Origin of the sequence: Alteromonas sp. IB21, assembly GCF_016405965.1 — a bacterium.
GTDB lineage: Bacteria > Pseudomonadota > Gammaproteobacteria > Enterobacterales > Alteromonadaceae > Alteromonas.
On record NZ_JAEFCD010000027.1, the window covers coordinates 38,707 to 61,930 of the forward strand.

Consider the following 23,224-nt stretch of genomic DNA (forward strand, 5'->3'; position numbering starts at 1 on the left):
ACCCATGCTATTTGCACAAGTATTTTTACGCGGACGGGTATCATACTTAAGTTAAGCACAACAATGAAGTCGATTGTGAGGATAAAACCTGACATCTCGAAACAAAAAATGCGCGGGGTGTATACTTTTAAAAAAAGTACACCGGCGCGCAATTTTACTCACTTGTTTTCTGTATAAACGTTAGACAACAGCGTCTTTTAAGACGCCTTATAAATCCGTGGTTTCTACTTTTTGTGGCGAGACCAATAGTCGTTTACGGTCTCCTTCATCTCTTTACAAAGCAGCATGATCCCAAACAGGTTAGGCAAGGTCATAACCACAATAGCCACGGCAGACAGTGCCCAAACTAATGTGGTGTCGGAGAACGCAGCCCAAACAAAACCGGCAACGTAAATTACTCGATACGGCATAACAGAACGCGGCCCCAAAAGGTAAGTCATGGCGCGGTCACCGTAGTAAGACCAGGCAATAGCAGTTGAGAACGCAAACAGCATAAGGCCAATTGACACGATATATTGACCGAAGTCGCCAAAAAAGCCTCGTGTAAATGCAATCGTCGTTAGCGCTGCAGAGTGAACCAGTGACTTTCCTCTGATTTCTAAATTCTCTTTAACTGGCTTACCGTCCACAATTTTGAGGGTACCGGTAAACAAGTCTTCACTACCGACAGAATACTTCACGTCTTCCGCAATTGAACGAGCGTTAAGAAGCGTAAAGCCATCGCTTACCGCAGTGCCGTTAACAACCGTAATCGACCCTGTATAAGGTTCAACAACGTTACCTTCAATCTCGTTTAGGTAGCCATATAATTTATCGACATCAGCTTGGTTGGTATCGTCGTATTTTCCTGCCACAAAATACATATCGGAACGGTCGAACACGTTTTCGTGCTTTTCTTTCCACACACCTGAAGAGAGGATTACCAAACCCGTCACGGTACAGATTAAAATGGTATCGATGAAAGGTTCCAGCAAAGACACCATACCCTCTGAAGCGGGCTCTTTCGTTTTTGCCGCAGCGTGGGCGATAGGTGCAGAGCCCTGACCTGCCTCGTTTGAAAACAGACCACGGTTAACACCACGGTTAAACGCGTAGGCTAATGACGCGCCCAAGAAACCACCTGCGGCGGCTGAACCGGTAAAGGCATCGCCAATGACAGCGGCGAACGAGGGGCCAATGTTTTCGAGATTCGCGAAAATAACCGCAAGTGCACCAATGAGGTAAATAACCGCCATTACAGGAACAACGCGCGCGGTGAAAGCCGCAATCCGCTGGATACCACCAAGAATAACCAAGGCAAGAAGAATTCCTAGTACACTTCCTACTACCCATGGCTCGAAACCGAAGGTGGCTTCAATACTTTGCGCAATACCGTTACTTTGAGGAAGGTTACCTGTACCGAACGAGCTAACAACCGTTGCAATTGCAAAGGCTACGGCTAGCCATTTCATGTTTAGGCGACGGTCCATATAATACATTGGGCCACCAGCCATAGTCCCATCTTCGGTTTTAACACGGTATTTATGCGAAAGGGTAACTTCAACGAATTTAGTTGTCATACCTAAAAAGGCTGTGACCCACATCCAAAATAGCGCTGCCGGACCACCGAGAAAGATTGCAAATGCAACACCTGAGATGTTACCTGTACCTACCGTGCCAGACAGTGCGGTGGTGAGTGCACGAAAATGGGTGGTATCGCCTGGGTCGCTTTCTTTATCAAACTTGCCGGTTACAACCTGCCAAGCGTGCTTAAAAAAACGAATCTGTGGAAACTTAAGATAAATCGTAAAGAAAAGACCTACGCCTAATAATACATAAGGAAACCAAAACGCGCCCCCTAAGAATCCATCGAGCATAGTTAGAAAACCATATAACCCTTCCAACGTTATTCCCCTTTTTTATTATGTTTAATTGTTGTTTTATTTTAATAATTAAAAGGCCTCTTTTTGTCGAGGCCTTTTTTGCGGAAGCTTTTGCTTCCTATTTGTATTTTATTGGTCTGATGCTTTTAGTTTTTTAACAACCGCATTTACGCCAATAAGCAAATCTTCACCTAGTTGACGGCTGCGCTGTACCGACCATCCATAAATATCATCTGGCACATTAGCGTTATCTTTGAATGGCATTTCAACCGTGTACGCCATACATTTAAACTTCTCGCCGACAGCATTAGAGGCAACTGTTAAGTTCGCCTTGCCCGGCTCGTCTTTGTCGTAACCAAATTCATCCTGAAACTCAGGCGTTGCATTTAATAGCGCATCTTTAAACGTGTTTTCAAGCATTTTAATAGTATCATTGTAGCTTGGGTTGCCTTCACTTCCTGCCACAAAGTTGTACGGCAATGCCTCATCACCGTGCAAATCAAGATACATGTCTACACCAATTTCGCTCATTGCGTTAAGTACGTAAAGTACTTCTGGGCTTTTTTCTTTCGATGGTGTCGCCCACTCGCGATTAAGATTGGTGCCTACAGCGTTGGTACGAAGGTGGCCTCGAGCACTGCCGTCCGGATTCATGTTTGGTACAATGTAAAACACAGCGTTATCAAGCAACTGTCGCGCCAAACCATCTTGCTCGTCAAGTAAACGATATATAATGCCTTCTGCGCACCACTCGGCCATCGTTTCGCCAGGGTGTTGGCGGGCTGTTATCCATACCTTTTTCTTCTCTGGCGTTTCTTCACCGATTACCAGCAACGACATATCACGGCCATCTAGGGTAAGGCCTAAGAATTTGTGCTCACACAACAATGACATTTGCGCATCGTGCACAAGATCGAGATGGCGTTCATAGCTGTACGGAATGAAATACGCAAAATAAACGCTAGGCTGTTCTAACGTTAGTGAAAACGTAAGGTTGTCGCCGTCAAATTCGCTAGGAATGCGAAACCAAGTTTGACGGTCGTAAGACGCCAAAACGTTATATTCCCTCCAACCTTCTGGATACGCTGACTTTGCCAAGTTACCAATGGTCATGGTGTGCGTTACAAAGGTTTCGCCCACTAAACGAAAATGGAACCACTGAGCAAATTCAGATTGGTTATCGTTGGGAATGGTTAGACGAATATCGTCAGGTGATTGTGCGCTAACTACTTCAATGTTACCGCTGTCGAATTGACTGGAAATATGCATAGACTGTCGTTTTCCTCGTTATTTGAGCGCTAATTTAGCATAGACGTAAACACAAATTCCACGCACTCAGCGGGTTTTGTACGGTGGAAAGTATACTAAATGTTTACACCATCAAAAAACCGACCACTTAGGTCGGTTTTTTAATCAGATAAAAGCGAACTTTTTAAACGTTAGCTTATAACACTATCGATTATAACGGTAACGTTGGGAAGCTTAGCCCTGCCATATCGCGAACCACGCGCAACACCTGACAGCTATAACCAAACTCGTTGTCATACCAAACGTACAGCGTTAATCGATTGTCAGCAGCGATGGTTGCCTGAGAATCCACCACCGACGCAGCGCGAGAGCCAACAAGGTCTGTAGATACAATCTCTTTACTCGCGGTATAGTCAATTTGATGCTGGAGCTTTGAGAACAATGCGGTATCGCGCAAGAACTCATTAACTGCAATACGATCTACCGACGTTTTAAGGTTCAAGTTCAAAATCGCTAACGATACGTTTGGCGTAGGTACGCGGATAGCATTACCGGTAAGTTTACCCGCCAATTTTGGATACGCCTTGGCTACTGCTTTTGCCGCACCTGTTTCGGTAATTACCATATTAAGCGGTGCACTTCGTCCACGGCGGTCGCCTTTGTGGTAATTATCGATGAGGTTTTGGTCGTTGGTATATGAGTGAACCGTTTCAACGTGACCATTTTCGATACCGTATTCTTCATCTAGCGCTTTAAGCACGGGTGTAATGGCATTGGTCGTACAGCTAGCAGCAGAAACAATAGTATCTTCCGGTGTTACTTCTTCGTCGTTCACACCGTGTACGATGTTTTTAATGTCGCCTTTGCCCGGCGCAGTAAGAATGGCTTTAGCTGCGCCTTTCGCTTTCAAGTGAAGACCAAGACCATCGCGATCACGCCAGATTCCTGTGTTGTCAACAATGATGGCGTTATCTATACCATATTGGGTGTAATCCACTTCATCTGGGCTGTTGGCGTATATCACTTGGATGTACGAGCCGTTCGCTTTAAGCGCATTGCGTTCATGGTCAACCGTAATGCTGCCGTTGAAAGGGCCATGTACTGAATCGCGGCGTAGCAGACTTGCACGCTTTTCTAAGTCGCCATCTCGTCCGCCTCGCACCACAATCGCTCGTAGACGCAATTTGTTATTTTTCCCCTGACGCTCTATGAGCAAGCGCGCAAGTAAGCGACCAATACGACCAAAACCATAAAGTACAACGTCTTGAGGTTTCTGGTCGTCCTCTTTGTTGGCAACGTCGTTTAGTTTTTCGTTGAGGTAGGCCGTAAGGTCACTGTTGTCAACCGCAGAACCGAAATGAAAATCGAAGGCTAATTTTCCGATGTCGATTTGAGCCGGCGCCAGCTTCATATTGCTTAGCGCTTCTAAAATGGGGAAACTCTCCCGTAGGCGTAACTTAATACCTTCGTGCAGTCGCACTTTGCGATGCGCTTTGATAACGTCTATCGCACTGGCGTTTAATAATGAACGTCCGTAAACTGAAATTTCAACTGCCTTATTGCGGTAAAGCTTACCAATAAGGGGCAACATCATTTCTGCGTATTCCTGACGCTCTTGCCAGCTGCTTTGTAATTCCTGCTCAAACTGTTGATTCATGCTTCTGCCTTCATCGAAATTAAATTAACGGTGTTGTCGTTGATGTCTAGTTGGTTGCCATAATATTTAGCGTTTAGACATTCGACAATTCTTAATTACGCGTCAGCTTTTTATTATTTTTAGGGTACACTAGGTGAGTTTTCGTCTGACGGTGACGAGCAGTATCTTAAATAAACAAGCAAGGAAGGCCAAATTGTTGATAAGTTTCAAAACCACCATGAAAACTCGTACAACGAAGAATTTGTTTAGTAAGTTTCCAACAAAAATGCGACTTTCAGCCATGGGGCTAGTTTCACTGTTCGCTCTAAGTGGCTGTGGCGATCTCTTCGAACCCACCATCAGTGAAATATGCGAATCGCACAGCGAAATTTGTTTAGACTTAAGTTTAGACGCACGTTGTCGCGCCGAGCGTGCAGAAATTATTCGGCTGCGTTACTACAACCAAGATTCAAAAGATGACGCTTATAAATACCCTCTTCTTTTAAATTTTGAAGAATACTTAACGTGTGTCGAGGAAGTTCAACACATCGAGCACATAAAGCGCAAAGGAAAAGAAGCCACCCGGCTTAAGGGTGTGATCACCGCTCAACGTGAAATTCAACGACTTAGCAGAGAAACTAAAAACTCTTTAGACCCTTACCTTTCTTACTATCATTGGACTCGCTTCAACGATAAAGACGCTTTTCACCGCTTTGAGCGCTACGCGGCGAGTAATCGAGTTACCGATCCTGCTTTGTTGGTATCGCTTGCCTCAGTTCAGATAAAAACCGATTTGAAGCGCACCACAGAAACCCTACATCGCGCGTTAAGCTTATATACCGACAGTGATGATATCGATGTAAGTGTTTTTTATTCACTCGCCTCTGTAGGCATGGATTTAGAGAATTATCGCCGTGCGTATGTTTGGTACGGCGTCGCTGAAGCCTTCGATGAAAGACTCGATGAAACCCAGCGCATTCAGTTAGGACAACAATACGCGCTTCCCACGCAAATCCTGGATGCTATCATTGATGAAGTAGTCAGCAACCTTAAAAGCGCAACGTTCGATGCGGACGCGCTTAAGCTAGATAAGCTCTGATTTTTGAAACTTAGTTACACAATTTTATCGGGAAATAATTAAAAAAACCGCTATTTATAGGCGGTTTTTTTTGAATTTACAATTGAAGGCAGGGCGCAAGGTTAATTTTTAATCAGATGTTTACCTTAACCATCTCTCACTTCATTGTGAGACCGTAATATCAGCCTCTTACTTTGACGTTGTCTTCGCCTTTAAATGTCATAGAAATAGAGTTTACACAATAGCGCTGGCCCGTTGGTGCAGGACCATCAGGAAACACGTGCCCTAAGTGGGAGCCACACTGCTTACAGAAAATCTCAACCCTTCGCATACCGTGAGTTAAATCTTCTCTGTAATCCACATTGCCATCATCGAGCTGTTTATAAAAAGATGGCCAACCACAACCGGCATCGAATTTTGTATCTGAGGGAAATAAGGGCGCTTCACAGCATTTACATAAATACAAACCGTCTCGCTGTTCATCTAGCAAGACCCCCGTGAACGGCCGCTCGGTGCCTGCTTCACGGCACACATAGTATTCCTGTTCACTTAAATCTGCTTTCCAATCTTTTTCTGTTTTGGATACACCTTCATTGTTATCTGTCGACATAACTTACCTCTTAAAACAAAAAAGGCGTATCTGATAACAAATACACCTTTTTCCTATAAACGTTCGCTCACTGAATAGTATAGACTCAAGGAGCGATAACGATGAATGTTAGCAACTATCTTTTGATAGCAGTTTGCGGCCTTGCAGGATCACTCCACTCAATGTGGTACTTCTTACCTGCTGGTTTATCAACACGCTGATAAGTGTGCGCGCCGAAATAATCACGCTGGCCTTGCAACAGGTTAGCAGGTAATACCGCTGTGCGATAAGAGTCGTAATAACTTAATGCTGACATCATTGCCGGACAAGGAACCCCTGCAAGGGTTGCCTGGGCGATAGATTCTCGCCAATCTGCTTGGAATTGGGTGATTTGCTCAGAAAAGAAAGGGTCCATCAGCAAATTAGCAAGGTCTTCGTTATTTTCGTAAGCTTTTGAAATCGACTGCAAGAATACGGCGCGAATAATACAACCTGCACGCCAAATTTTAGCAATTTCGCCAAACTCTAGTGTCCAACCGTGTTCTTTACCCGCCATTGCCATCAGCTGAAAACCTTGGGCGTACGCACAAATTTTCGAGCAGTAAAGCGCTTGCTCTAACTTATTGACGATAGACATCTTTTCATCGTCGCTGAACGTTTTCGCATCTGGGCCAGTGAGCACTTTACTTGCTGCCACACGCTCGTCTTTCAAGCTGGAGATACTACGCGCGAATACCGCTGATGTAATGGTCTGAGCTGGGCTACCTACCTGCAATGCACTTACGGCAGTCCACAGGCCCGTTCCTTTCTGGCCTGCTCTATCTAAAATGACATCAACAAGTGGTTGATTGGTCTCTGGGTCCATTTGCTCTAGTACTTCGGCACTGATTTCCATCAGATAGCTATTAAGCTTGCCCTGGTTCCACTTGCGAAAAACTTCTGCAATTTCAGTAGGCGCCATGTGAAGCGCCTCGCGCATAACATGGTAGGTTTCGCAAATAAGTTGCATGTCGGCGTATTCTATACCGTTGTGCACCATTTTCACGTAGTGACCAGCCCCAACGGGACCTATGTAAGTCGCGCACGGTTCGCCTTCAAGCACAGGCTTACCTGGCGTGTGACTTTCTAACGGTTTACCGGTTTCTGGATCAACCTTTGCCGCAATAGCTTTAAGCACGGGCTCGATACGAGTCCATGCGTAAGGGTTACCTGACGGCATTAATGACGGCCCAAAACGCGCACCGACTTCCCCACCAGACACGGCGGTAGAGAAGAAAATAAACTTCCCTTTATACTGCTCTTCACGGGCTACAGAGTCAGTCCACAAGCTGTTACCCGTATCGACAACGATATCGTCAGCATGAATACCCGCATCAATCAGATGGTTACATACATGGTCAACGGGGTCGCCGGCTGGCACAGAGATGATAATTAGATGAGGGGCTTTCAATTTGCTCAAAAGCTCGGTATACGAACTGCAGCCTTCTACACGAGGCTCAGTATTTTCGGCTCGCTCGCTTTCGTCTTTCGCTAATATAGACTCAACTTTGTTTTGGTCTAAATCGAAACACGCGACGCGATAGCCATGGTCTGCCAGGTTCATGGTCAGGTTACTACCCATCACCCCTAAACCGATAAAACCAATATCACACGACTTGTCTTCGTGCGAATTACCACCTTTCTTTTGCATAGGAACACCCTCACATTTCAGATGGCTGCGCATGATACCACCTGAAAGAATAATGAACAGTCAAACATCGTTTTTTCGTTAGCACTGGTGTAAATATCACCAGCAGTAAACATAAGCAGGTATTTAAGGCTAATCGGTCGGAATTTTTAACCCTGAGTTTCAGCTCGTCATCCTATGCTGTATGAAATACAAACAAAGGTAAAGTCTTAGTCGCTTCTCACGTTTTAACGCATAGGGAAAAAGTTGGTCTTACCTGTACATCAACGGAGCATAACATGGGCGTTACCCGGTAAACTGGGCAAAACTAAACAGCGTGAGTGATTTACTGGCTTGTAAAAACACTTTTTGAATGCATATTGACGGCTGTTCTTCCAAAGAGCTGTATCTGGTATCCAGATGCATAGTCCATCCGCCTTTAGGAAGCACAGACGGTAAATGGAAGCGCACGTCATTTTCACTGGCATTAACGCATAAAAACCAATGTTCTGGTTTTTGTTGACCTACTGCACACCCCTTTATTTCAACGCCAAAGGCCTTGTTGTGATGCGCGTTCCAGTCTTCTGACGCTTTGTCTGAACCATCGGGTTTGTACCAATTTATTTCTTTTACATTGCGCGACAAGGTAAAAGCATCATCATGAAGCTTTAACTCACTTAGCAAGGAAGACGATTGACGCAGGCGAATAACGTATTGACAAAAACTCAGGAAGTCCTGCTTGCGTTTATTCATTTCCCAATTTAGCCAGCTTATCGAATTATCTTGGCAGTAAGCATTGTTGTTTCCGTTTTGGGTACGACTTAGCTCATCACCACCAAGAATATGAGGCGTACCTTGTGAAAAAATCAAGGTCGCGAAGAGATTTCGCTTCTGGCGCTCTCGCATGGTGATAATGGATTCGTCGTTGGTTTCACCTTCTACACCATAGTTAGCGGAAAGGTTATGACCATGACCATCTCTGTTATCTTCCAAGTTATCTAGATTGTGACGCTCGGCGTAAGTCACCATATCGTGTAGGGTAAACCCATCGTGGTAGGTTACGTTATTCACCGATGTACTGATATGTCGATGGCCTTTGTGAAATATATCCCGTGAGCCCATTAAGCGGGTAGCAAAGTCCGCGGTAACGCCATCGTCTCCACGCCAGAAGGCGCGCACCGTATCGCGGTATTTATCATTCACCTCCAACCACGGAGACGGGAAGTTACCCACTTGGTAGCCTCCAGGCCCAATATCCCAGGGTTCGGCAAGCAATACTTTCTCTTTTAAGACAGTATCGCTATTAATGGCTCTCAATAGCCCAGATTTTTTACTATATTCTTGTGGCTCTCTTCCCAAGCATACTGCTAAATCGAAACGAAAGCCGTCAACGCCAATTACGGATACCCAGTGGCGCATGGCATCTAAAATAAGTCCCATCATAAATGGCTGCGCGGTATTTACCGTGTTACCGCAGCCTGAGTGGTTGGAATAAACCAATTCTCCGTTTTTCGTTTGCTCTAATAAGTACGCTTGGTAAGGGCAAAACCCCTTATAAGAAAGAATAGGACCGCCATTGCCTGCCTCTGCTGTATGGTTAAATACCACATCAACAATGACCTCAAGTCCGGCTGTATGATAAGCATCAACCATAGACTTCAGTTCAGCAAGCGCGTCTGACACACCGTAGCGTGGTTCAGGCGCAAAGAAGTTAACCGGGTTGTATCCCCAATAATTAGTTAAGCCTTTCTCTGTTATAAATGGTTCAGGCATGAATGAGCACAACGGCATAAATTGCACCGTGGTTATGCCTAATGCTTTGAGATGCTTGATGACACTCGGATGGGCAGCACCGATGAATTTGCCACGATGTTCTTTAGGTACATCGGGGTGGAGTTTTGTGAGCCCTTTAATATGTGCTTCGTAAACTACTCGCTTGTGTTTCGGGATAACAGGCGCGCTAACATGACTGGGCGCATAGTCATTTTGATCAATTACTATGCACTTGGGGATCATAAACTGAGAGTCATGTTTGTATTGCCTAGCGTCCCATTTTATTGCGCGACTAATTTTCTTGGCATAAGGGTCGATCAGCAGTTTGTCGGTGGGTACTGCATGCAACCCTCCCTCACCGCGTTCTACGCGATAACCATAGTATTGTCCTGCGCTAACGCCGCTAAAGTAGCCATGCCAGACATCACCGGTTTTCTCAGGCAAAGGATGCTCACTCACCGCCTCTTCTGTGTCACTATTGAAAAAACACAGCACGACCGCCTTCGCATCGGGCGCGTATACGGCAAAATTACACCCATCTTGTGTAACTGTTGCGCCAAGTGGATATGCCTTCCCCATTCCACTTTCTACAATTAGTGCGGTGTCTCGAATTTCGTTCACTTCGTTCTCAATTTATCTCTTCACTAGGGCGTGTCGCCCTAGTCGGATTAATCCACATTGGCAACATAAAATACTGTGGCTAGCGGCGGTAACGTGATTTCTGCAGAGTGTGTACGCTCATTCCAAGGTATGGTTTGCGTATTTACAGTAGAAGCAACGTCGTAGTCACTACCCCAATATGCACCATCATCTGTATTTAATGCTAGCGTCAGCGTGCACGCATCATCTACGCCTATTCTGAAGTTCTGACGAGGCACAGGCGTAAAATTAGATACCACATATACTTTTTGCCTCGCATCTTTTGACATACGAACAAATGAAACTACGCTTTGGTCTGCATTATTGTGGTCCAACCAAGCAAAGCCCCCTGGTTCGTGGTCTTGCTCGTAAAGCGCTGGCGTAGACGTATAGAGGTGGTTGAGCGCCTTATAAAGCGCTTGAATGCCTTTGTGCTTTTCGTAATCGAGCAAGTGCCAGTCTAAACTACTGTCATGGTTCCATTCTCGTGCCTGCGCAAGCTCGTTCCCCATAAAGTTAAGCTTCTTGCCGGGGTGGCCGTACATAAAGCCCGCGTAACAACGCAGGTTAGCGGCTTGCTGCCATTCATCGCCAGGCATTTTATGCAGCATGCTGCCTTTGCCGTGTACCACTTCATCGTGCGAAATCGGCAGCACAAAGTTTTCGTCAAACGCGTAAACCATGCTAAAGGTAATATCGCCATGGTGATAGTTGCGATAGGCGGGGTCTTTAGCGATGTAGTGCAATGAGTCGTGCATCCACCCCATGTTCCACTTAAAGCCAAAGCCCAAACCACCATCAAATACTGGACGAGAAACCTTGGGAAACGACGTTGATTCTTCGGCAATAGTCATGGCGTCAGGGAAGTGCTTGTACACTTCTTCATTCATCCATTTCAGTAAGCTGATGGCTTCGTAATTTTCGTTGCCACCATCCACATTCGGGATCCACTCTCCGTCATTGCGTGAATAGTCGAGATAAAGCATGGATGCCACTGCATCAACCCTGAGTCCGTCAACGTGAAATTTGTCTAGCCAAAACAATGCGTTTGCAACTAAAAATTGACGAACTGTGTCTTTGCCGAAATCGTAAATACAAGAATTCCAATCCGGATGCCAACCTTTTCTCGGATCTTCATATTCATAAACACAAGAACCATCAAATCGCGCCAAGCCATGGCCGTCTTCTGGGAAATGCGCAGGTACCCAGTCGATAATTACGCCTATACCTGCTTGGTGGGCCTTATCAACAAAGTATTTAAATTCATCTGGGTTTCCAAATCTACTCGTTGGTGCGAACATTCCCACGGGCTGATAGCCCCACGAACCGTCGAAAGGAAACTCGGAAATAGGCAGCAGTTCAACGTGAGTGTAACCCATATCGCTGACGTAGCTTATTAAGTCATCGGCAAGCGCTTTGTAAGTAAGGTAGCGCGCATCAGTATCAATACCCGGGCGCTTCCAAGAGCCAAGGTGCACTTCATAAATGCTCATTGGGCTGTTGTACTTGTTCCCCTTTCGCTTTTCCATCCATGCACTATCATTCCACTCATAGTTATTGTGGTTGTAAATTTTCGAAGCATGAGAAGGATACTGCTCTGCACTGAAGCCAAGTGGATCAGCCTTGTGCGGTAGATCGTGGCCGTGTGCATCTTTAATGTGATACTTGTAGCGCTCTCCCTCTGCGAGTTCTGGCACAAACAGTACCCAGTATCCCATAGAGGTCTTTTCCATAGGATGCGTGCGCCCATCCCACTGATTGAAATCGCCAATGAGCGACACCGTACTCGCATTGGGCGCGAAAACGCAGAACCTGACACCTTTTACCGAATCGCCTTGTGATGAAGTGAGTGTTAAAAGTTGCGCGCCCGCTTGCTCGTACAAATTTGAAGGCTTGCTATCGATGTAGTGTACCGCATGGTACGCCTGCTCGGAGAATTGATAAGGGTCGATATAGCCCTTATCGTCATTTAAGCCTTCGGCGATAACACGATAAATTTCACCCTGATATTCTTTAGGTAATGGTGTTTCAAAAAGACCATTGTTGGAGGTCGCGGTTACATTTGCTAGCGCTGTATTCTCCCATTTAATCGTTATTTGACTGGCATTGGGGTGCCAAACGCGAAGTATCGATTCTTGTTTATTGGTAATTACACCTAAATGGGAAAACGGCTGTGAACATAATACCTGTTCAAACTGCTGCGCTAATTGCATTCGCTACTCCTAGTAAAAACCCGCATGGCAGCGGGTTGAATTGTGAGCTTAAATGCGTTGACCACATTTAAGCTCTGTCTAGTACCGTACTGATACTCTATCTTACTCGTTTAAGTTACCCAAGCAACATACTATTACCCTTTATTCGATAATAGTAATTAACCTTGACTTGCTTGCTTTCTGGCGAGAGTAAGTTTAGACGCTAACTCATTTATATCATGTCTATCGAACATCGACTCGATATTCTCGGTTAGCTTTCTTCGCCAGTTCGGATACTCGTCAAATGTGCCCGGAATATTTACCGGCTTATCCATTTCTAACCAGTCTTCTAACTGAAGGCTTAACAGAGCACTTGAACCACCAGCCATGTGTACCTGCATACCGTTATTCAATTCACGATTCATCCCTGTATAGTTAACATCGTGACCCACGTTGTCGCCAATTGAGCCGTGGCCGTGCAAAGTATCTAAAATCGCCTGTTTGTTTTCGTGACGATCCGCATAAAGCGTTTGTAGAATTTCTTCTGTTGGATATAGCCCTATCTCTTTGCCTAACTCTAAATCTAGACAGTGCCAGTAACCAATCAGCGTCGGCATATCGTGAGTAGTCAATGTTGACATAGACTGAACAGGATAATGGCTAGGTGAGAAGAAACCACCGTCTTCGGCTTGTTCGAAGAAAAATACGCGGTATGAGTACACGCCATTATCGGCAAGCTTACTGCGAATTTCTTCTGGTACAGTACCCAAGTCTTCACCAATAACCAGGCTTTGATTACGGTGACTTTCTAGCGCTAAAATACCAAGCAAATCATCTACAGGGTAATAAACGTAACCACCATCTTTTGCATTATCACCTTTCACTACCCACCATAAACGCAGCAACGCCATAACGTGATCGATGCGCAGTGAACCCGACGACGCCATGTTAGACGCAAACAAGTCAATAATAGGTTGATAACCCTGTTCATACAACTTACGAGGGTCCATAGGCGGCAACCCCCAGTTCTGGCCTAGTGGGCCTAAGATATCCGGTGGAGCACCTACGCTTGCGCCCGTGCAGTATAGGTCTTTGTTACCCCAAATTTCTGCACTGCCTTCGCTCACCCCTACCGCTAGGTCGCGATAAAGACCAATAGTCATACCCGCATCTGTAGCTTTACTACTTGCAAGTTCAAGCTGCTGCGCCGCAATCCACTGCAAGAACAAGTAGAATTTAACGTCTTGTTCGTTAGCGCGCTTAAACTTGGCAACGGCTGGGTTGTGATAGTCTTTATATTCTTGTGGAAATACCGGCCACCCCCAGCTGTCTTTACCTTCAGCTTTTAGGTGCGATTGCAAGGCATCGTACACTGCCAACATATCTAAGCTTTCACCGCCCGCTTCCACAAACGCTTTAAACGCTTTATTTTGTTTGGTGTTTTTACGAAGGTATTTGGCATCATAGGCATCAAATACCGCTTTAAGGGCGGCCAATTTCACATGAGCTACCGCTTCATAGTCTACATGTTCTACATTACGTGCATGTTCCAAGGTAGCTTTAAACTCATCACTGCTTACTACCGCTTGTACTGATGCATCCTCGAAGCCATCAATGGCTGTCACATCGATATACAAATAATTAAGCCAGCGACGTGAGCTTGGTCCATAAGGCGAGCACGCATTAGGGTTTGCAGGGTAAAGCGCGTGAATAGGATTAAGCCCGATAAAGTCTGCGCCCACACCAGCGGCTTTTTCAATAAGCAGAGCTAAATCAGAAAAGTCACCAATTCCCCAGTTCTTTTCACTGCGAACGCAGTAAAGCTGAACGCTTAAGCCCCATATTTTTTTACCTTCTCTGATCTCTTTCGGTGTATAGCACGCTTCTGGTGCCACAATTAAGCGAGAACGCGCAAACTCATCGTCGTCAGCGCTTAAGGCTACATCGTGGTACCCAAGAGGTAAATCCAAAGGTAGGGTTAACACGTATTCATGAAACTCGACATCGTCGATATGCGCCATTGTCGTCATTTCTTGGTCGACTGGAGTAAATTGGTGAGTGAGCACGTCACCATTTTCACAGGTAACCGTTAGCGTGTGGTCATCGTTTACTAACTCGATAGGCAAACGAACTGCTAGGTTGATTTCTTGGGTATTGCGAACTACTTGAACAGGATTTAACGGCGACAACCATACCGACTTTATATCTTGTGTAATTTGCGACTGAATTTTTTCGTCACTGCTGGTGTCATAGCCAAGTGTGTTGAGCAGTTTTGCTTTACTTGATTCTGCGATGGTTGCTGGTTTTCCCCATGCGTCGACGTATTGGGTTTCTATTCCCCGCATTTCAACCAGTTGTTGCAGAAGTTGTTGTGTCATGGTGTGTCATTCCTGTTATTCGGTGAAAAACGCACTCGCCAGAGGTTTAAAGGTGCGTCTGCAAACAAATTTTTAACATTATTCTAGAAACAAAGGCTTCGCGATATGTGAATACGATTGCAATAGCGCTAATTCGTAATTTTGCAACACTTTTGCTTTTTATTTTGCTAATTATGGCATTTTGATCCATACTTTACGTAATTTATTTTCATTTTATTTAAATAATCGGGGTACGTTATGACAATTCGCATCGGTATCAATGGTTTTGGCCGTATTGGACGCCTAGTAATGCGCGCAGCAGCCGAGCGCAACGACATCGAAGTTGTTGCAATAAACGACTTACTAGACACGGACTACATTGCTTATCTTTTGAAATACGACTCTACACACGGTCTATTCGACGGTGAAGTTACAGTAGATAACAATAGTCTAGTTGTAAATGGCAAAACTATCCGCATTACTTCTGAAAGGGATCCAGCAGCGCTTAAATGGGACGAAGTAGACGTTGACGTAGTTGTTGAGTCGACAGGTTTATTCCTGACTAAAGAAACTGCCGCGAAGCATATTGAAGCTGGTGCGAAGAAAGTTGTAATGTCTGCACCGTCTAAAGACGACACGCCAATGTTTGTAATGGGTGTTAACCAGGACAGCTACGCTGGCGAAACTATCGTTTCTAATGCGTCGTGCACCACTAACTGCCTTGCACCGCTAGCGAAAGTACTAAACGACAAGTTTGGTATTGTTGATGGTCTTATGACAACGGTTCACGCGACTACAGCAACGCAGAAAACGGTAGATGGCCCTTCTATGAAAGACTGGCGCGGTGGCCGCGGTGCGGGTCAAAACATCATTCCGTCATCAACGGGTGCAGCAAAAGCAGTAGGTAAAGTAATTCCTGAGCTTAATGGCAAACTAACAGGCATGGCTTTCCGCGTACCTACGCCAAACGTTTCAGTGGTTGACCTTACTGTTAACCTAGCAAAAGCGGCGAGCTACGATGAAATCTGCGCGGCGATGAAAGACGCATCAGAAGGCGAGCTTAAAGGTATCATGGGCTACACCGAAGACGCTGTTGTATCGAATGACTTTGTAGGCGATGCACGTACGTCAGTATTCGATGCTACAGCCGGTATCGCGCTAACAGACACTTTCGTTAAGTTAGTGTCTTGGTACGACAACGAATGGGGCTACTCAAACAAGGTTCTAGACCTTGTAGCGCACATTTCCAAATAATTAATAAAATTTAGATCAAATAGTTAAACTATTTGCTTTAAAGTTGAGTTAATCTAAAGGTGTAAACACTGCGTTTGCACCTTTTTTGTTTTAAGTGGTCTTAGTCATTACTAAAACTTAACAAAAGCGATACTTGGGTTATTTGCTATTTAGTTTTAATTCGCCCAAGAGCTTTCCTGTCGCTTTTTCTTTACCTGTTTCTTTATTCGTCCAAGGAGGGCTTATGCCACCCGTTAGTTCAGTCACTGTTAGCGAGTCTAATGGCCTCACCTTTTTAGATGTGGATAACGCTTTCGCCACAGCGCGTATAAGTTTATTTGGTGGCCATATTTTGTCTTTTGTTCCTAAAAGCGATAACAAAGAGCGGCTATGGGTAAGCCCACACGCTTATCTAAATGGAGAGCGTCCAATTCGCGGTGGAATACCTGTTTGTTGGCCATGGTTTAGCGACGACCACGGGAGGGAAAAAGGTTCCCTGCCCTCTCACGGCTTTTTAAGAACCCAAGTGTGGAAACTAATTCATTCAGAAGATACAGAAAGCGGAACAACGATTACGCTTTCGCCAAGCTTTACCCGAGCTGAAGGGTTTGAAAACGATTGTAACGTGACCATGGTAATTACAGTTGGTGAGACGATGGACGTCGCGCTAACTACAGAAAATACGGGGGTTGTACCATTCGAATTTAACTGTGCGCTACATACATATTTCCACGTTGATCACATTCAACATACCAAAATAACTGGAATTGAAGGTCAATATAAAGACAAACTTGACGACTGGGGACTTAAGACGACACCGAGTCCTTACACTATCACAGGCGAAACGGATCGCATTCATGTTGCGCCGATTAAAACAGCAGAAATTGAAGTCGAAGGCAACACGTTTACGGAAGTGGTATCCGACGGCAATGACTCTTTGGTAGTGTGGAACCCGTGGTTAGGCGCCGCGTCTATTTCAGACATGGACCCATTTGGCTATAAGCATATGTTGTGCGTAGAAACATCGCTAACTCAGGGAAAGACACTGTCCCCCGGTGCTAGCCACACACTGAAACAATCTATTGTTCCGAAGTAAATTATTTGAAGTGCAAGCGCAATTTCGCTGACACTTCGGAAGGTAGACAGTCGCAGTTCACGATCAAGAGATATAAAAAAACCTGCCAATGAGCAGGTTTTTTCATTTAAAGGTTCAGCAAATTACTGTTTAGCACCCGCAACAGCTTCTTTTGCTAGCTGCGTAATACGCGCCCAGTCACCTGATTCAATTGCGTCGTCAGGGGCAAGCCACGAACCACCTACACATTTAACGTTGTTAAGCGCTAAATAGTCATTGTAGTTGTTTGGACCAATGCCACCCGTTGGGCAAAACGTCACATCAGGGAAAGGACCACTGATTGACTTAATGGCTTTAACGCCACCTGAAGCCTCTGCTGGGAAGAATTTCATGTGGGTATAACCCGCATCTTTACCCTTCATCAAATCAGAAGTTGAAGAGATACCAGGGATAAGTGGAATTTCTGAATCCATACCCGCTTTTAGCAAATCAGCCGTCATACCTGGGCTAATTGCGAACTTAGCGCCCGCTTCAACTACCGCTTTAAGCTGTTGGGCGTTAGTCACGGTTCCAGCACCAATTAGCGAGTCAGGCACTTCTTGTGCAATTCGCTTAATCACGTCAATAGCAGCAGGGGTACGTAGCGTTACTTCTAGTACTTTAATACCACCTTCCATCAGCGCTTTTGCCAGAGGAACCGCTTTTTCTACGTCATTGATTACCAAAACAGGTACAACTGGACCGGCCGCAAAAATTTCCTCTGGAGAGTATTTCCATTTCGTTGTCATAATTTAGCTCGCTGTATTTTGATTCAGATATGCAGCCGCACCCAATAAACCATGATCAGGTTCTGCAATTAAATAGGTGGGAATGTCTTTCACGTAGTGCTTCATTTGCCCTTTCGCTTCAAAACGCGCTCTAAAATCGCTATTTTGAATAAATTCAGGGAAACGGTTAGCAATGCCACCACCAATGAAGATGCCGCCCGTGGTTGCCATGTTAAGTGCTAAATTACCCGCAAAGCTTCCCATAATTCGGCAGAATTGGGTAAGCGTCGCTTCAGCAATTTTACAGGTACCGTTCAGCGCAGCGTCAGTGATTTGAGCCGGCTCGGTAAATACAACTGGTGCTGATGCGTGGTTTGCTAGCGCGGTGTAAATATTATGCAGGCCGCGTCCAGACATTACTTCTTCAGCAGAAGCACGTCCTAAGGTAGATTGAAGGTGACGCCATACGACAACATCGGTTTCATCTACCGGTGCAAAGTCTACGTGACCACCTTCTCCGTCTAGCGTCTGCCAACCGGTTGAGGTCATCGTGATATGTTCAACACCTAATCCCGTACCTGGCCCAAAAACAGCGATGTTGCCATTTTCTTTCGCTGTGCCTTCACCAATTTGCACCACTTGCTCTTCGCCTAATACAGGCAATGAGTGCGCTACGGCAGTGAAGTCGTTAATAACGAACAACGCATCTAGTTTAAGCTGCGAGCGAAGCGCATTTTGCGAAAATGCCCAGCTGTGATTCGTCATCTCGACTTGATCGCCCAATACTGGACATGCAATAGCAATACAGCCCTGCGAAAAGCTGTATTCCGGCATGTCGCTAAAGTATTGTGCAATAGCAAGGTCAATGCTGGCAAAATCATTACACATGTATTTCTTGATGTCGGCCACACCTGATTCGGTTACCCTTGCAACGCGAATATTCGTACCGCCAACATCAGCCACAAACTTCTGGCTCATTATGCTTGCTCCTGCGTGTAAAACAGTGAACATGCACCCTCTTCTGCACCTGTCAGAATAGCGCGCATACCCGCAAACATTTCACGTCCCATTCCAACGTGATGCTTAGCTAAGTTCGCTGGCGCTGCTTCACGTGCAGCCAGTGTTTCATCATCCACATGCAGTGTTAGTGCACCAGTTTGTGTGTTTAGCTCGATAATGTCGCCCTCTTGCACTTTAGCAAGTAGACCGCCTTTATAAGCTTCTGGAGTCACGTGGATAGCTGCAGGAACTTTACCTGATGCACCAGACATACGACCGTCAGTAACTAGCGCCACTTTAAAGCCGCGATCTTGAAGCACACCAAGAGGTGGCGTTAAGCGGTGAAGTTCTGGCATACCAATCGCAGAAGGACCTTGGAAGCGAACAACTACAATGCAGTCTTTGTCTAGCTTGCCAGACTTAAACGCGTCATCCAGTTCAAACTGGTCTTCAAACACAACCGCTGGCGCTTTGATATTACAGTGAGGCGTGCGAAGCGCTGAGGTTTTGATAACGCCACGACCAAGATTGCCGTCAAGTACACTCAAACCACCATCTGGCTTAAACGGAGCGTCAACAGTTGCTAGCACTTCTTTATCAAGGGATTCAGTTGGGCCATCTCGCCATTCTAATTCGCCGTCTTTAAGCACAGGCTCTTTAGTGTAGAAGTCTAAGCCTTCACCACAAATAGTCTTAACGTCGTTATGTAGTAGACCCGCATCAAGCAGCTGTCTAATTAGCAATGACATACCACCTGCTGCAACAAAGTGGTTAATGTCAGCTGAGCCATTCGGGTAAATGCGAGTAAGAAGAGGCACAGCATTAGAGATATCTGAGAAGTCGTCCCAATTTACGATGTAACCTGCAGCGCGAGCTACCGCAATAAGGTGCATGGTGTGGTTAGTAGAACCACCCGTAGCAAGAAGACCTACAAGGCCGTTCACAATGGCTTTTGCATCTACAATGTGACCAATTGGCGTATAGTTGTCGCCAAGGTCAGTTAGGCGTGTCGCTTGGACCGCAGCCGCTTTAGTTAACGCGTCGCGCAAAGGTGTGCCTGGATTAACAAACGACGAACCCGGAAGGTGCAAGCCCATCATTTCAACCACTAGCTGATTCGAGTTTGCCGTTCCATAGAACGTACAGGTACCAGCAGAGTGGTAAGATTGAGATTCAGCTTCAAGCAACGCGTCACGCCCTACTTTACCTTCGGCAAATTCTTGACGAACGCGGGCCTTTTCTTTGTTTGGAAGACCCGATGGCATTGGACCGGCTGGCACAAAAACGGTTGGCAAATGACCGAACGTTAGTGCGCCCATTAGTAGCCCGGGAACGATTTTGTCGCAGATACCTAGCATCAATGCGCTATCGAACATATTGTGAGAAAGCGCAATGGCAGCCCCCTGAGCAATGTTATCACGGCTCATTAGGCTTAAGTCCATGCCAGACTGGCCTTGTGTAACACCATCACACATAGCAGGTACGCCACCTGCGAACTGGGCTACACTGCCTACTTCTTTCACTGCTTCTTTAATTAACGCAGGATAAGTCTCGTAAGGCTGGTGCGCTGAAAGCATATCGTTATACGCAGACACAATAGCCACGTTGGCTTTAGTCATTGAACGAAGGTCAGATTTTTCGCTTGTTCCACATGCTGCAAAGCCGTGAGCAAGGTTACCGCATGACAACACACCACGGTGTGGTCCTTGACGTCGTGCACTCTCAATTTTTTCTAGATACGCCTTACGCGTTTCTTTACTACGCTCGATAATTCGTTGCGTAACTTCAGCAATTTTTGGATTCATGTTTGTCTCCTATGGCGCCCACATCAAAGTAACCGGCGCACGGTTAACTACGGCGGTGATGGGCTTTTGCGCTTCGGTGGCATTTTCAATAGCGTCAAGTAAGACTTGTTTTTTCTTCTCGCCTGTTAAATGCAAAAAGATATTACGGCTATTGAGTAACGCAGGTAGCGTTAATGAAATACGTTGATGAGGTGCTGTTGTAGGTTGAACAGCGATACAGGTTCTGCCGCTGCTCATATCTAAGCCGTCAAGTACTTGCTCAGAGCAAGGGAAAAGCGATGCAGTGTGACCGTCTTCCCCCATGCCAAGAATCAATGCATCAAAAGGTTGCGACATGCTAGCCAAATTTGACTCTGCAGCATTTACGCCTTCGTTTGCATCATCAGCATCGCTTTTCAATTCGATAAAACGAGCTGCTGCGGCTTTATTTTGAATTAGATTATTTTTGACTAGGCTGGTGTTGCTGGCCTCGTGGCCCTCTTCAACCCAGCGCTCGTCAGCAAGGGTGATATCAACCTTATCCCACTCAAGTTCGGTTTCACTTAGTTGTTTGAAAAGCGCCAGAGGCGTGCGACCACCACTCACTACAAGCGATGCGCGACCACGAGTTTTAATACCTGTTTTTAAGATACTGACTAAGTCTTGCGCAAATGCGTCAGTCAATGCATCAGGTGTTTCGAATGATAGAGTTGTTAACGCCATATTACTTTTTCTTCCCTGTTTTGCTTTCGTACCAGCTGCGATTTTCGCGAGCAAGAAGACCTATAGAGTCTACCGGCCCCCATGTACCTGCTTGATACGGTTCTGGTGGCTCACTCGATTGCTTCCACGCTTCAAGAATTGAGTCTACCCATGTCCAGGCTTGTTCAATTTCGTCACGACGAACGAATAGCGCCTGATTACCCAACATAACTTCAAGAAGGAGTTTTTCGTATGCATCAGGAATACGCTCATCGGCAAACGCTTCAGAGAAACTTAGGTTTAACTTGGATTTTTGTAGATCCATAGAGCCTGAGCTGGTTAAGCCAGGTACTTTATTCATTACGGTGATTTCTACCCCTTCGTCTGGCTGTAGACGAATAACCAGCTTGTTTGGCGGAAGATTCTTGAAGCTGTCACCGAATAAGTTGTGCGGCTGACGCTTGAAGTAAATAACAACTTCACTCACCTTAGTCGGCATACGCTTACCTGTGCGCAGGTAAAATGGCACGCCGGCCCAACGCCAGTTGTCAATTTCAGCTTTTATTGCAATAAAGGTTTCAGTTTTACTCTGTGTATTGGCACCTTCTTCTTCAAGGTAACCAGGTACTTCTTCACCTTTAACAAAACCTGATGTGTATTGTCCGCGAACTGTACTTTCGTTAATGTTAAACGAATTAATTGGGCGCAATGCCTTAAGGACTTTGAGCTTTTCATCACGGATGCTGTCGGCATCAAGGGTTGTAGGCGGCTCCATCGCAACCAAACTTAGAATTTGTAGCAAGTGGTTTTGCACCATGTCTCGCATTTGACCAGCGTCGTCAAAGTAACCCCAACGCCCTTCAATACCTACTGACTCGGCAACCGATATCTGTACGTGATCGATACAGTTGTGATCCCAGTTGGTCGCAAATATTGAATTTGCAAATCGCAATGCAACAAGGTTAAGTACAGTTTCTTTACCTAAATAATGGTCTATGCGATAGATTTGCTTTTCATCGAAATATTCAGCTACCTGTTCATTGATAACTTTCGATGACGCCAAATCGTGACCAATTGGCTTTTCTAAAACAACGCGAACGCTAGAGTCGATAATTTTACAGCTGTGCAAACCGCGACAAATATCGCCATAAATTGAAGGAGGTGTAGCTAAATAGCACACCATTGTACGAGATGAGTCTACGTGATCGTCAAGAACGCAGTAGCTTCCAACGTCTTTCATGTCTACACACGCATAGTGTAAACGCGCCTTTAGCTTTTCCCATGTAGCTTCACATAAGTTCTTGTCACCGAACTTAACTAAGTTGGCATGAACCTCATCGATGTAAGCTTCTAACGACATTTCTTGACGCGCCACACCCACAATAGTGGTATCTGGGTGGATCAGATTGGCTTTTTCTAATTGATATAGCGAAGGCAAAAGCTTGCGTCGTGAAAGATCACCCAGTGTACCAAAAAGTACAAAATCACAGGGTTCGTAGGAATTATCCAATACCATATTCGTCGACCTTTTAAATGAGTGTGTGCGATGTATTGCATGGTTGTTTACAATACTATCGACATTAATTACTGCATAGTTAACACCAAATGTAGTAAAATTACAACT

At 45.5% G+C, this 23,224-nt stretch carries 16 protein-coding genes; 3 read left to right on the top strand and 13 right to left on the bottom strand.

The window, feature by feature from the left end; genetic code table 11:
• Window positions 1-224: 224 nt before the first annotated feature.
• From JC525_RS16270 to JC525_RS16280, 3 genes are all read right to left on the bottom strand, one after another.
• Window positions 225-1,883, bottom strand: coding sequence for an alanine/glycine:cation symporter family protein (locus JC525_RS16270; RefSeq protein WP_198816774.1), 1,659 nt, complete (start codon window positions 1,881-1,883; stop codon window positions 225-227).
• A gap of 108 nt (window positions 1,884-1,991) precedes the next feature.
• Entirely contained in the window at window positions 1,992-3,131 is a 1,140-nt protein-coding gene (locus JC525_RS16275; protein ID WP_198816775.1) for a M14 family metallopeptidase, read from the bottom strand.
• Between the two features lie 190 nt (window positions 3,132-3,321).
• A complete protein-coding gene (locus JC525_RS16280) occupies window positions 3,322-4,767 on the bottom strand; it encodes a glyceraldehyde-3-phosphate dehydrogenase (protein WP_105929726.1) in 1,446 nt (481 codons plus the stop codon).
• Window positions 4,768-4,960: 193 nt separating this feature from the next.
• Between JC525_RS16280 and JC525_RS16285 the strand changes: the two genes are divergently transcribed.
• A complete protein-coding gene (locus JC525_RS16285) occupies window positions 4,961-5,845 on the top strand; it encodes a DUF2989 domain-containing protein (protein ID WP_198816776.1) in 885 nt (294 codons plus the stop codon).
• Between the two features lie 160 nt (window positions 5,846-6,005).
• Here JC525_RS16285 and msrB read toward each other — a convergent pair whose 3' ends face one another.
• From msrB to malQ, 5 genes are all read right to left on the bottom strand, one after another.
• On the bottom strand, window positions 6,006-6,434 hold the full coding sequence (gene msrB / locus JC525_RS16290) for a peptide-methionine (R)-S-oxide reductase MsrB (protein WP_198816777.1): 429 nt from the start codon (window positions 6,432-6,434) through the stop codon (window positions 6,006-6,008).
• Window positions 6,435-6,549: 115 nt separating this feature from the next.
• Window positions 6,550-8,103 carry an NADP-dependent phosphogluconate dehydrogenase gene (gene gndA / locus JC525_RS16295; protein WP_198816778.1) on the bottom strand — a complete coding sequence of 518 codons (1,554 nt, stop codon included), beginning with the start codon at window positions 8,101-8,103 and terminating at the stop codon, window positions 6,550-6,552.
• 282 nt (window positions 8,104-8,385) lie between these two features.
• Complete coding sequence (gene glgX, locus JC525_RS16300) at window positions 8,386-10,473, bottom strand: glycogen debranching protein GlgX (protein ID WP_198816779.1); 2,088 nt, start codon at window positions 10,471-10,473, stop codon at window positions 8,386-8,388.
• Window positions 10,474-10,520: 47 nt separating this feature from the next.
• The gene (gene glgB / locus JC525_RS16305; RefSeq protein ID WP_171338492.1) at window positions 10,521-12,704 is read right to left on the bottom strand and encodes a 1,4-alpha-glucan branching protein GlgB; all 2,184 of its coding nucleotides are present in this window, start codon (window positions 12,702-12,704) and stop codon (window positions 10,521-10,523) included.
• 158 nt (window positions 12,705-12,862) lie between these two features.
• A complete protein-coding gene (gene malQ, locus JC525_RS16310) occupies window positions 12,863-15,061 on the bottom strand; it encodes a 4-alpha-glucanotransferase (protein WP_198816780.1) in 2,199 nt (732 codons plus the stop codon).
• Between the two features lie 237 nt (window positions 15,062-15,298).
• Here malQ and gap point away from each other — a divergent pair, with 237 nt between their 5' ends.
• On the top strand, window positions 15,299-16,294 hold the full coding sequence (gene gap / locus JC525_RS16315) for a type I glyceraldehyde-3-phosphate dehydrogenase (protein ID WP_198816781.1): 996 nt from the start codon (window positions 15,299-15,301) through the stop codon (window positions 16,292-16,294).
• Window positions 16,295-16,517: 223 nt separating this feature from the next.
• The gene (locus JC525_RS16320) at window positions 16,518-17,369 is read left to right on the top strand and encodes a D-hexose-6-phosphate mutarotase (RefSeq protein ID WP_198816782.1); all 852 of its coding nucleotides are present in this window, start codon (window positions 16,518-16,520) and stop codon (window positions 17,367-17,369) included.
• Between the two features lie 122 nt (window positions 17,370-17,491).
• On the opposite strand, the gene JC525_RS16325 is transcribed toward JC525_RS16320, so the two are convergent.
• The 5 genes from JC525_RS16325 to zwf are packed head-to-tail and all read right to left on the bottom strand — an operon-like array spanning window position 17,492 to window position 23,116.
• The gene (locus JC525_RS16325) at window positions 17,492-18,136 is read right to left on the bottom strand and encodes a bifunctional 4-hydroxy-2-oxoglutarate aldolase/2-dehydro-3-deoxy-phosphogluconate aldolase (RefSeq protein WP_014949849.1); all 645 of its coding nucleotides are present in this window, start codon (window positions 18,134-18,136) and stop codon (window positions 17,492-17,494) included.
• A gap of 3 nt (window positions 18,137-18,139) precedes the next feature.
• A complete protein-coding gene (locus JC525_RS16330; RefSeq protein ID WP_014949850.1) occupies window positions 18,140-19,093 on the bottom strand; it encodes a glucokinase in 954 nt (317 codons plus the stop codon).
• A complete protein-coding gene (gene edd, locus JC525_RS16335) occupies window positions 19,093-20,919 on the bottom strand; it encodes a phosphogluconate dehydratase (RefSeq protein ID WP_014998717.1) in 1,827 nt (608 codons plus the stop codon). Before edd ends, JC525_RS16330 begins: the two co-directional genes overlap by 1 nt.
• 9 nt (window positions 20,920-20,928) lie before the next feature.
• Window positions 20,929-21,621, bottom strand: coding sequence for a 6-phosphogluconolactonase (pgl, locus tag JC525_RS16340; protein WP_014979596.1), 693 nt, complete (start codon window positions 21,619-21,621; stop codon window positions 20,929-20,931).
• Between the two features lies 1 nt (window position 21,622).
• Entirely contained in the window at window positions 21,623-23,116 is a 1,494-nt protein-coding gene (gene zwf, locus JC525_RS16345; protein ID WP_015067457.1) for a glucose-6-phosphate dehydrogenase, read from the bottom strand.
• Between the last annotated feature and the right edge of the window lie 108 nt (window positions 23,117-23,224).

Coding starts and splice junctions, on each gene's coding strand:
- JC525_RS16275 (WP_198816775.1), bottom strand. CDS start 3,131: ATGCATATTTCCAGTCAATTCGACAGCGGTAACATTGAAGTAGTTAGC.
- JC525_RS16280 (WP_105929726.1), bottom strand. CDS start 4,767: ATGAATCAACAGTTTGAGCAGGAATTACAAAGCAGCTGGCAAGAGCGT.
- msrB (WP_198816777.1), bottom strand. CDS start 6,434: ATGTCGACAGATAACAATGAAGGTGTATCCAAAACAGAAAAAGATTGG.
- gndA (WP_198816778.1), bottom strand. CDS start 8,103: ATGCAAAAGAAAGGTGGTAATTCGCACGAAGACAAGTCGTGTGATATT.
- glgB (WP_171338492.1), bottom strand. CDS start 12,704: ATGCAATTAGCGCAGCAGTTTGAACAGGTATTATGTTCACAGCCGTTT.
- malQ (WP_198816780.1), bottom strand. CDS start 15,061: ATGACACAACAACTTCTGCAACAACTGGTTGAAATGCGGGGAATAGAA.
- gap (WP_198816781.1), top strand. CDS start 15,299: ATGACAATTCGCATCGGTATCAATGGTTTTGGCCGTATTGGACGCCTA.
- JC525_RS16320 (WP_198816782.1), top strand. CDS start 16,518: ATGCCACCCGTTAGTTCAGTCACTGTTAGCGAGTCTAATGGCCTCACC.
- JC525_RS16325 (WP_014949849.1), bottom strand. CDS start 18,136: ATGACAACGAAATGGAAATACTCTCCAGAGGAAATTTTTGCGGCCGGT.
- JC525_RS16330 (WP_014949850.1), bottom strand. CDS start 19,093: ATGAGCCAGAAGTTTGTGGCTGATGTTGGCGGTACGAATATTCGCGTT.
- edd (WP_014998717.1), bottom strand. CDS start 20,919: ATGAATCCAAAAATTGCTGAAGTTACGCAACGAATTATCGAGCGTAGT.
- pgl (WP_014979596.1), bottom strand. CDS start 21,621: ATGGCGTTAACAACTCTATCATTCGAAACACCTGATGCATTGACTGAC.
- zwf (WP_015067457.1), bottom strand. CDS start 23,116: ATGGTATTGGATAATTCCTACGAACCCTGTGATTTTGTACTTTTTGGT.